We start from the raw sequence: 7,053 nt of genomic DNA, 5'->3' as shown, positions 1-7,053 counted from the left end.
TAAGCGCCAGGATGTTGGTCTGGAAGGCGATGGAGTCGATGACGCCGATGATGTCGGCCACCTGTTGCGACTTGCTGTTGATTTCGCCCATGGTGCCCACGAGCTCTGACACCAGCGAGCCGCCCTGTGTGGCGGTTTTGGCAGCGGCAGCGGCCAGGGTGTTGGCTTGCTGGGTGCTGTCGGCGTTTTGTCGCACGGTGGCGGTGATTTCTTCCATGGTGGCGGCGGTTTCAGCCAGGGAGCTGGCCTGCTGCTCGGTGCGCGAGGACAGATCCAGGTTACCGGCGGAGATCTGGCCGGAGGCCGCAGCAATCGAGGTGGCGCCGCTGCGCACTTCGCCCACAGCTTGGCGCAGGTTGTCGCCCATGGCATCCAGGGTGTGCAGCAACTGGCCGATTTCGTCCTTGCTGTTTACCTGCACGTGCAGGCTGAGATCCCGGCGCGAGACGGCGTCGGCCAGCCGGACGGCTTGGCGCAGGGGGTGGGTAACCGAGCGCGTCACAAACCAGGCAAACAGCGGCCCCAGGATCAGGGCCAGCAGGGTGGCGATGCCCAGGATGGTTAGACCCAGGCGGTTGGCCTGGGTGCCGTCTGCGATGGTTTGCTCGAGCATGACGTTTTGCATTTTCTCAAGCTTGTCGATCTCGGCGATGTACTGCGCCGTGATCTTGGGCATTTCCTGGTTGAAAAACCGATCAGCATCGGCGTAATCGCCGTTATCCAGGTTTTTGAAGGCATTTTCGCGGCCCTGATGGTATTGATCGCGAAACTCGAGTGCCTTCTTGAATTGCGCAATGGCCGCCGGTATACGCAGGTTCTTTTGAATCTGATCGCGGATTTCGTCGGATTTCTGGTCTGTGGCGGTCATGCCGTCTTTAAAGACCTTGAGCACATCCGGATTGGTGAGGTTGGCTGCAGCCAGTGCCTGGTTGGCATTGACGTCCACCTGGCGCGCCCAGCGCAAAATGAGTGCATTATTGTGTTGCCGCTGAATCAGCATGCTGCTGTCTTGCTCGGTCTGGTACATCCGCCAGGCGCCGATGCTGGATAGAATCAGCAACAACACAATCATCAGACCGAATCCCAGCGCCAGCCGGGTGCCGATTTTCAAGTTACGCATGAAGTCCTCGAGAGTGTGAACGGGGCAAATCACCAGCGCAAGATACGCCGTGCCCGATAAAAATGGCAAAAAAGAGTATTCAATTGTACGAAGGGCGGCCAAATCCAAACGGCCTAATAGCACCGCGGACAGGGCCTTTATTGGCTAAAAGGCGGGGGCTTGGGCGTATTTTTTGTGGCAGGGCGTGCCAGCGGCGCAATGGCCCGGTGGCTGGCAGCGTATCCGCACCGTCATGGCAGGGGCGCCGTACCGGTGGTGACCCAGGAGATACTTATCTGACAGCGTGCCTTGCCGCCAAGGGCTACTTGGCCGGGTGGGCTTGATAGCCATCAGGATTGCCGGATTGCCAGCGCCAGGTGTCGGCCATCATCTGTGCAAGGTCGCGTTGGGCTGTCCAGCCCAGCTCTTGCGCCGCTTTTTGCGCATCCGCCCAGCAGGCGGCGATATCGCCCGGGCGGCGTGGGGCCAGCTGATAGGGGATTGTGCGTCCGCAGGCGGCCTCGAAGGCGTGAATCATTTGCAGCACCGAATACCCGGTGCCAGTGCCCAGGTTCCAGATATGCGTGCCGCTGTGGGCCTGCAGGTAATCCAGTGCAGCCAGATGGCCCAGGGCCAGGTCGACCACGTGGATGTAGTCGCGCACGCCCGTGCCGTCAACCGTGGGGTAATCGCTGCCAAACACCGACACCTGCGGCAGGCGGCCCACCGCCACCTGGCTGATGTAGGGCAGCAGATTGTTGGGAATGCCGTGGGGGTCTTCGCCAATCTGGCCACTGGCGTGTGCGCCCACGGGATTGAAATAGCGCAGCAACGCGATGGCCCAGCGGGGGTCGGATGCAGCCAGATCCTGCAGGATGTGCTCGACCATGGCCTTGGATCGGCCATAGGGATTGGTGGGCTGGCCCAGTGGGCAGTTTTCATCAATGGGCACGCGTGCCGGCGTGCCATACACGGTGGCCGATGAACTGAATACCAGCCGGAACACGCCCGCATCGGCCATGGCCTGGCAAAGCGTCAGCGTGCCCGCAACATTATTGTCGTAATAGCTTAGTGGCTGCCGTACGCTTTCGCCCACGGCTTTCAGGCCGGCAAAATGCACCACGCCTTCGATCTGATGCTGGGTAAACAGCGCATCCAGCGTGGCGCGGTCGCGCACATCGCCCTGGATGAAGCCCGGGGTGCGACCGGTGAGGCTGGCTACGCGCGCCAAAGACTCTTGAGCGCTGTTGCATAGATTGTCCAGCACCAGCACATCGCGCCCGGTGCTTAAAAATTCCAGAACCGTGTGTGAACCGATATAACCGGCGCCGCCCGTGATCAAAAGCGTCATGGTGAAAAACCGAAGCAGTAGAAAAATCCAATGCTAGCAGTTTGGCGCGGATGAGGGCGTTGTCAGGGTGCGTCGGTGCGCCATGTGAAAGGGTCGGCACCAAAGCAATCCGCCGGCCGGGGTCCGTGGATCGGGCGCCCGACAGCGGTGTGTGCCCCTTGCTTGGCGCAGGCGGGTGCACCAAGCAACAAGGCCTGGGGATCAGGCTTTTGGCGTATAGGCGCTGCACCAGCCCTTGGCGTTGACGTCCTTGCCGCTGAAGATCGGACAGGGCCCCCAGGCGTCGCCCGCCTTGCCCTGGTATAGCTGGCAGGTGGCGCAGTGCTCTCCTGCTTTAAATTTGGGTTGCGCGGCGGCGTCTACCTGGGTGGCGTCGTGCTTGTAGCCCAGTTGTTTGGCCAGGGCGCTGTTTTCGTCGACGTGGTCGGCGGCCAGTGCCTGCCGGGAGAGCGCCAGGCTGGAGACCAGCCCTGCGCTGGAGATCAAGAAGGTGCGACGAGATGTTTTCATGGGGACTCCTGAGGAACCCCCCGCGGGCCAATCTATGTTTTAAGCTTCATTATTCGCCTGGTGGCGCAGCATGGCAAGTTGGCCCGCCGCTTATCGCGCCGTCAGGCGATAGACGGTGGTGGCCATCCGGGTTACACCGCGTGCGGCAAATTTTGGCTCGTGTGCCAGCACATCCCGGGTTTCCAGCGTGTCGATCTGCCAGCGGGTACCGTAATGGGCCTGCACTTCGGCATCCGGCACCGAAAACGGCGGGCCGTCCATCTCGGCCTGCGGGTAATCCAGCGTCAGCAGCAGAGTGCGGCAAGCGGCGGGCAGTTGCCCGTACACATGGGTGACATAGCGTTTGCGCAGGTCTGGTGTCAGGGCAATCAGGGCGGCGCGGTCGTAGCATCCCTGGCAACTGGCCAGGGTGGCAGCGTCCAGGTCGAAAATATCGCCGCATAAAAAATCGATGCCACCGGCCTGATACAAGCGGCCTTGCGGTGTGTCTTGCATGGTGGGCGTCAGGTGGTGTTCGGTAAAAAATTGCGTCACCGCCACGGGCGAGAGCTCTATTGCCAGCACACGATGGCCTTGTGCCGCCAGCCAGGCCACATCCAGCGATTTACCGGCCAGGGGCACCAGTACCCGGCTGTCCGGGGCCAGATCCAGTGAAGGCCAATGTTTTTGCAGCAGAGGCATGACACGGCTTTGATGAAAGCCTGTTTGCCCGTGTTCCCAGCGTTGCAGCCAGAAGTTCGTATCCATGCGTGTTCTCCGTGCGCGCGTCATCCCTGGCCAGTTTAGCGGTTCTGGATAACGCGCGAGCAGAGTTAGAAGTGGTACTCAGCCTGCAGGCGCGATTCGTACCGTAACTAAAAGTGAATTCATCCGGAATGGCGTTCGTTTCATAGTTTGGATATGCATTTGCAGATAAAACCCGCATAGCCCAGGTCTTTGCTCACGATGTACGGGAAATCCCTGTGTCATGACGACACAGGTCTATACATCGGGAAACTTGAATCCAGCCCGATGCGTCGCCATCATGGAAACGTTGTTCACGTAAGTCAGGAGTATCAACATGAATCATCTGATGAAAGCGTTTATGGCTGCGTCTGTGGTCGCCCTGGGGTTGGCCGGGCCGATGACGGCAGTACGGGCAGCGGGGCCGGCCAGTGCGGCCTCCTACGAGCCCATCGACAACCCCACCGAAGATCAGCTGAAACGTTACGCCGGCGCTGTGCGCGAAGTCAGCGACGTGGTGGCCGAATATCAACCGCGCCTTGAGGCCGCCGACAGCGCCGAAGCCAAGCAGGCTGTGCGCGTGGAAGCCGACCAGAAAATGGTGGATCGCGTAGAGGCGGGCGGGATGAGCGTGGCCGAATACAACGGCATCAGTAAAGCCGTGCGCAAGGATCCTGAGTTACGCAAGAAGGTAGAGCTTCTGGTCAGCCGAAGGTAGGCGCTGGCCGCTTGGCTGCTTGGCTGGCTGGACGGCCTTGGAAGCCGGCAACGCAGCCACTTGCCAGAGCAGCAGCTGCCCCTGCCGTGGCTGCAGTTGATGGGATCTTTCTTTCCTTTGATATGTTGCTAATATATTTAAAGAATATTAGACTGAAGCCTGTTTTGTGATCCTGGTGCGCCTGCAATGGCCTGCACCAGTATCACGCAGGCCATTTCAAGGAAAGCGCGATGCACATCGAAGGTATTCTGGTTCCCATCATCACCCCGTTTGCCGAGGATGGCAGTGTCAATGTCCAGGCGCTGGGGCAATTGGTGGATCACTTTATTGATGCCGGGGTGGCCGGCATTGTGGCGTGCGGCACCACGGGCGAGTACTACGCCCTGACAGACGCCGAGCGCGACACCGTGCTGCAAACCGTGGCGCAAAAGGCCAAGGGCCGGGTGCTGGCGGTGGCCGGCATCAATGCCTTGTCTACGCCGCAATCCATCCAGCATGCGCAGCGCGCCCAGGCCCTGGGCTACGACGCCGTGATGCTGGCCACGCCGCCCTACAGCCTGCCCGAGCAGGCCGGCATTGTGCGTCACTTTGAAACCGTGGCCGCCGCCACGCCCCTGCCCATCATTTTGTACGATTTCCCCCAGCGCGTGGGCGTGCAGATTGCTGTGGAAACCGTGCTGCACCTGGCCAAGATCCCCAATATCGTGGCCATCAAAGAAAGCAGCGGCAACTTTAACCGCGCCCTGGCCCTGATCCAGGCCAACATCCCGGATTTTCAGATTATCAGCGGCTCGGACGATATGGCGGCGGATTTCCTGTTTTGGGGCGTGCGCAGCTGGATCAGCGGCGGCGCCAATGTGTTTCCGGCAGAACAGGTGCGGATGGTAAAGGCCGCCACCCAAGGCCGTTGGGACGACGTGCGCCAGTTGATGGCCGGCATGTATCCCGTGATCCAGGCGATGGAATCTGGTGACTACAACCAGAAAGCCAAGCTGGGCTGCCGCCGCCATGGCATCGAAGCCGGTACCGTGCGCCTGCCCCTGGCCCCGCTGTCCGAGGCCGATGCCCAGGCCTTTATGACCATGCTGGATGCTTACGTCTAAGGAGATCTCAATGCCCCAATCCCAAGCCCAGATTTTTGAACAGGCCCGCGCCGGCACTTTGTGGGCGGGCAATTTGATCCCCGGCCACACGCAGGTGGGCCGCCGGCTGGATAACACCACCCCCATCGATAACAGCATCATTGGCGCCATCGAAGCGGGCACGGCAGCGGATGTAGACCATGCCGTGCAGGTGGCGCGCACCAGTTTCAAATCGGGCGAGTGGTCGCAGTTGGCGCCCGCCGAGCGCAAGCGCGTGATGCTGCGCTGGGCTGATCTCCTGACTCAGCATTCCGAGGAGCTGGCTGCACTGGATTGTATGGATGCCGGCAAGCCCATTACCGAGTGCCTGAATACCGATCTTCCGGCCACGCTGGAGACGTTTCGCTGGTACGCCGAGGCCATCGACAAATGCTTTGGCCGCATTGCCCCCACGGGGCCGGATGCGCTGGGGCTGATCGTCAAAGAGCCCATCGGCGTGGTGGGCGCCGTACTGCCCTGGAACTTCCCCGCCCAGATGTATGCCTGGAAAGTGGCTCCGGCATTGGCGGCGGGTAATTCGGTGGTGGTGAAACCGGCCGAGCTGACCTCTTTAAGCGCCTATCGCATGACGCAGTTGGCCTACGAGGCCGGCGTGCCAGAGGGCGCCTTGTTATTGGTAACCGGCCTGGGCGAAGACGCCGGCGAGGCCCTGGGCCGCCACATGGATGTGGACATGGTGTCGTTTACCGGTTCCACCGAGGTGGGGCGTTACTTTTTAAAGTACGCAGCCGAAAGCAATCTCAAGGAGATTGTGCTGGAGTGCGGCGGTAAAAGCCCGCAAGTGATTTTTGATGACGCCGATCTGGACGGCCTGGTGGATCACGTGCTGGCCGCCGCGTTTTGGAATATGGGCGAAAACTGCAGCTGCGGCTCGCGTCTGATTGTGCAATCGGGCATCAAGGATGCGCTGCTGGCGCGCCTGCAGAAGGCTTTGTCCGGCTGGAAAACCGGCTTGCCCACGGATGCTTCTGTCAGCATCGGCCCGATGGTGGAACAAGCCCACTTCGAGAAGGTCAAGGGCTTTTTGCAGGGTGCGGCAGCCGAAGGCGCACGCTTGGTACATGGCGGGCAGATCCGTGACGATATCGGCAGCGGCTGGTACGTAGAGCCCACCATCTTCGATCAGGTCTCGGCGCAATCCCGGCTGTTTCGCGAAGAAGTATTCGGGCCGATTTTGGCTGTTACCACGTTTGACACCGAGGCCGAAGCCATCGAGCTGGCCAATGACAGCGCCTATGGGCTGGCGGCGTCGCTGTACACCCGCGATGTGTCGCGTGCCCAGCGTGTGGCCCGCGCCATCCAGGCGGGTACCGTGTCCATCAACGGGTTCTCCGAGGGCGATATCACCACACCGTTTGGCGGCTACAAGCAATCCGGCTTTGGCGGCCGCGACAACGGCCTGGAAGCGCTGGATCAGTATCAGCAAACCAAGACGATCTGGTACGTGAATTGATTGCGACCCGCTTGCCTGGCGGGTTGCTGTGCCGGGCAAGCGGGTGGGTAGGGAATT

7 protein-coding genes are annotated in these 7,053 nt (G+C 60.9%); 3 read left to right on the top strand and 4 right to left on the bottom strand.

Features of this window, described 5'->3' with window-relative positions; all coding sequences use genetic code 11:
* From WA928_RS10440 to WA928_RS10425, 4 genes are all read right to left on the bottom strand, one after another.
* The coding region (locus tag WA928_RS10440; RefSeq protein WP_424303098.1) for a methyl-accepting chemotaxis protein at positions 1-1,120 on the bottom strand (1,120 nt) is incomplete at its 3' end.
* A 301-nt stretch (positions 1,121-1,421) separates the two neighbouring features.
* Positions 1,422-2,450, bottom strand: a complete 1,029-nt coding sequence (gene galE, locus WA928_RS10435; protein ID WP_350380905.1) for a UDP-glucose 4-epimerase GalE — start codon at positions 2,448-2,450, stop codon at positions 1,422-1,424.
* Between the two features lie 201 nt (positions 2,451-2,651).
* Positions 2,652-2,960, bottom strand: a complete 309-nt coding sequence (locus WA928_RS10430) for a high-potential iron-sulfur protein (RefSeq protein WP_350380904.1) — start codon at positions 2,958-2,960, stop codon at positions 2,652-2,654.
* A 90-nt stretch (positions 2,961-3,050) separates the two neighbouring features.
* Positions 3,051-3,707 (bottom strand): thiopurine S-methyltransferase, encoded by a 657-nt coding sequence (locus WA928_RS10425; protein ID WP_424303093.1) that lies wholly within the window; start codon positions 3,705-3,707, stop codon positions 3,051-3,053.
* Positions 3,708-4,020: 313 nt separating this feature from the next.
* Here WA928_RS10425 and WA928_RS10420 point away from each other — a divergent pair, with 313 nt between their 5' ends.
* The 3 genes from WA928_RS10420 (at position 4,021) to WA928_RS10410 (ending at position 6,996) form a co-directional block, all read left to right on the top strand.
* Positions 4,021-4,401, top strand: coding sequence for a DUF4168 domain-containing protein (locus tag WA928_RS10420; RefSeq protein ID WP_350380900.1), 381 nt, complete (start codon positions 4,021-4,023; stop codon positions 4,399-4,401).
* A 230-nt stretch (positions 4,402-4,631) separates the two neighbouring features.
* A complete protein-coding gene (gene dapA / locus WA928_RS10415; protein ID WP_417277389.1) occupies positions 4,632-5,504 on the top strand; it encodes a 4-hydroxy-tetrahydrodipicolinate synthase in 873 nt (290 codons plus the stop codon).
* A gap of 10 nt (positions 5,505-5,514) precedes the next feature.
* A complete protein-coding gene (locus WA928_RS10410; RefSeq protein ID WP_417277390.1) occupies positions 5,515-6,996 on the top strand; it encodes an aldehyde dehydrogenase in 1,482 nt (493 codons plus the stop codon).
* Positions 6,997-7,053: the final 57 nt, after the last annotated feature.

Source organism: Castellaniella sp. (assembly GCF_049651205.1).
GTDB lineage: Bacteria > Pseudomonadota > Gammaproteobacteria > Burkholderiales > Burkholderiaceae_B > Castellaniella.
This window is presented reverse-complemented; position numbering and strand designations above follow the sequence as displayed.

Excerpts from the sequence above, each read along its gene's own strand:
- galE (WP_350380905.1), bottom strand. The coding sequence starts at position 2,450 with ATGACGCTTTTGATCACGGGCGGCGCCGGTTATATCGGTTCACACACG.
- WA928_RS10430 (WP_350380904.1), bottom strand. The coding sequence starts at position 2,960 with ATGAAAACATCTCGTCGCACCTTCTTGATCTCCAGCGCAGGGCTGGTC.
- WA928_RS10425 (WP_424303093.1), bottom strand. The coding sequence starts at position 3,707 with ATGGATACGAACTTCTGGCTGCAACGCTGGGAACACGGGCAAACAGGC.
- WA928_RS10420 (WP_350380900.1), top strand. The coding sequence starts at position 4,021 with ATGAATCATCTGATGAAAGCGTTTATGGCTGCGTCTGTGGTCGCCCTG.
- dapA (WP_417277389.1), top strand. The coding sequence starts at position 4,632 with ATGCACATCGAAGGTATTCTGGTTCCCATCATCACCCCGTTTGCCGAG.
- WA928_RS10410 (WP_417277390.1), top strand. The coding sequence starts at position 5,515 with ATGCCCCAATCCCAAGCCCAGATTTTTGAACAGGCCCGCGCCGGCACT.